Annotated in this window: 2 protein-coding genes; one reads left to right on the plus strand and one right to left on the minus strand. The window is 67.4% G+C overall.

Annotated features, from left to right (window positions below):
• Positions 1-211 precede the first annotated feature (211 nt).
• The gene (locus K206_RS0136175; protein WP_020207105.1) at positions 212-1,750 is read right to left on the minus strand and encodes a hypothetical protein; all 1,539 of its coding nucleotides are present in this window, start codon (positions 1,748-1,750) and stop codon (positions 212-214) included.
• A gap of 472 nt (positions 1,751-2,222) precedes the next feature.
• On the opposite strand from K206_RS0136175, the gene K206_RS0136180 reads away from it, so the two are divergent.
• On the plus strand, positions 2,223-2,913 hold a 691-nt coding region (locus tag K206_RS0136180; RefSeq protein ID WP_020207106.1), incomplete at its 3' end, for an ornithine cyclodeaminase family protein.

Consider the following 2,913-nt stretch of genomic DNA (forward strand, 5'->3'; position numbering starts at 1 on the left):
TCTACCGGGTTGACCAAGGTCAATGAGTTTTTTGCGGAATCGGGGATGGTTTTTCCGGCGCGACAGGAAGGCGCCGCGAAAGCGACGAGGGCGGCGGCGCCGGCAGGCACGGCCGCCCTCGAAAACAGGCAGTGGCGAAGATGCAGCCCGAGGAAAGCAGCCCGAGGAAGCAGCCCGGAGCCACCCCGTTCAGGCCGGTCAGGTGGTCAGGTCAATGCCAGATCAGCATCGCGCAGACCGTGGAGACGCCGAGCCCGATCAGCACCGGCAGCAGCAGCGCGCGCACCGCGTCGAGCACCGGCACGCGCGCGAAACCCGCCACCGCGATCAGCGAGGACCACGCGATCAGCGTGCCGCCGCCGGTCCAGACCGCGCCCATCTGGCCGATCGCCGCCAGCGTGGCCGAATCGAAACCGACCACCGGCCCCAGTGCGCCGGCCAGCGTGCCGGTCAGCGGCAGGCCGGCGAAGCCCGAGCCGTCGATGCCGGTGATCATGCCCACCACCAGCACGCCGAAGGCGACCAGCACGTGGTTGTCCGGAATCATGTGCTGGTAGGCCTGGATCAGCTCGAACAGCAGGCTGGGCGCGCGGTCGGCGCTCACGCCCAGGATCTGCGCGGCGGTCTCGCCGGCGCCGACGAAGAAGAAACCGGCGATCGGCAGCACCGAGCCCATCGCCTTGAAGGCGAACACGAAGCCGTCGGTGATGTGCTCGGGACAGACGTCGAGCATCTTGCGCGGGCCTTCGGCGGCCAGCGTCGCCAGCATCATCAGCACGGCCGCCACGCCGCCCACCAGCGCCGCGGCGTCGCCGCCCTTGAGCTCGGGCAGGCCGGTGCCCATCTTGGGGAGCACCATCACCGCGACCACCGCCAGGAAAGCCAGCGGCGTGACGATGGCGAAGCACTTCGACCACTTCACGCGGCGCTGCGCCACCATCGACAGGCTGCGCTCGATGTTGGAATCGGTGACGAGCGGCTCCTCATGCTCGGTGCCGCGCGCGATCTCCGCCTTGTCGAAGGTGCCGGAATGCTCCAGTTCGGCATCGGTGCCGCTGGCGCGCGCCTGCCACTTGGTCAGCAGGCTGCCGCTGGCCGGCACGATGTGCCGGCGCATCGACAGATACGCCAGCGTCAGCGCGATGCCGCCCGTGATGATCGACAGCACCAGCGCGCGGTCCGCCACCACCGCGGCGCTGACCGCGGCGCCGGCGGCCTTGGCACTGATGCCCGGCGCCACGCCGATCACGTAGTCCGACGACAGCGCCATGCCCTGCCCTGCGATGGCGATGGCCATCGCGCCGGCCAGCGGCGGCAGCCCGGCCGCGATCGCCGCCGGCAGCAGGATGGCGGACACCAGCGGCACCGCCGGCGTGGGCCAGAAGAACAGCGAGATCACGTAGGTGATGCCGGCCAGGATGAAGAAGGCGGAATGCCCGTTCTTCATCACCACGCGGAATGGCTCGACCATGCGGATGTCCGAGCGCAGCGTCTTGAGCGAATTGAGCAGCGCCGTCATGAAGGCGATGACCAGGAAGATGTTGAACAACTCCTTGGCCGCCACCAGGCTGGCCGAAAAAATGCCTCCGAGCGCCGAGACCGGGCTGCCGGTCAGCGCGAACACCACCAAGAACGTACCCAGAATCGAGGGTACGACCACGTTGGCCCGCAGGATCATGGTCAGGACGATGACCGCCACGCCCAGTAGATAGATCCAGTGTGCCGCGCCAATCACTGCTTCGTGTTGCATGTATTCCCCTTGGATCCTTGCCTGTAGAGACCTGTGTGCTGTTTTCTCTGGGTGCTATCGCTGCCCCATTAACGTATACTATATTCTTGATCGAGGTCAAAACAAGCGAAATCTGAAAGGATTAGGGAATGCCCCCGGATTGGTGCGAACCCTTATATTTCCGCGCTAAAACAGGGATTTCCAGCACCTTTTGAGAGCAGGCCTACGTTATGTGCGTTTCCGGCAGATGCCTTCATCCAGTATTTTATGTAGACTGTATACAAATAGACGTAAGAAAGCGCAGCCGGCGCCTGTTGCCGGCCCGTTCCCGCCGCCCCGACCGCACATGACATCCGCATTTCCGCCTCCCGCCGGCGTCACCGCCCCGCCATCCGGCCCGATGGGGATGCCGTGCGCAGCCGGTTCCGACCCGATCGACCCCCACCTCATCCATTGACCCATCGCGCCCCCGCGCCATCCGAGGAAACACACCATGCTGCATATCACCGACGAGATGATCGACCGCCACGTCAGCCCCGCCGACGTCCAGCAAGTCATGCTGGACGCCTTCCGCAGCTTCGGCGAAGGCAAGGCCGCCATGCAGGAGCGCATCCGCACCGAGGCCGGCGGCGTGAAGCTGTCGACGCTCGGCGCCGTGATCCCCGAGCAGCAGGTGGCGGGCGCCAAGGTGTACACCACCATCGACGGCCAGTTCTCCTTCGTGATCCTGATCTTCTCCACCGAGGACGGCCGCCCGCTGGCCTCGTTCGATGCCGGCGCCATCACCCGCCTGCGCACCGCGGCCTGCTCGGTGCTGGCCGCGCACCACCTGGCCCGCGCCGGCGCCGAGGTGCTGGCGCTGTTCGGCGCCGGCACGCAAGGCGTGCAACATGCGCGCCAGCTCGCCGCGGCCCTGCCGCTCAAGCGCATCCTGCTGTCCGACCCGTATGCCCATGCCGCCATGCCGGAGCGCCTGGCGCAGTGGTGTGGCATCCCGGTCGCCTTCGCCGAGCCGGACGAGGCCGTCGCCCAGGCCGACATCGTGGTCACCGCCTCGCGCTCCACCACGCCGCTGTTCTCGGGCCGCTCGCTCAAGCCCGGCGCCTTCGTCGCCGCGATCGGCTCGAGCCTGCCGCATACCCGTGAACTCGACGACGTGGCGCTCGCGCGCGCCAGCAAGCTGG

Origin of the sequence: Cupriavidus sp. WS, from assembly GCF_000395345.1 — a bacterium.
GTDB lineage: Bacteria > Pseudomonadota > Gammaproteobacteria > Burkholderiales > Burkholderiaceae > Cupriavidus > Cupriavidus basilensis_B.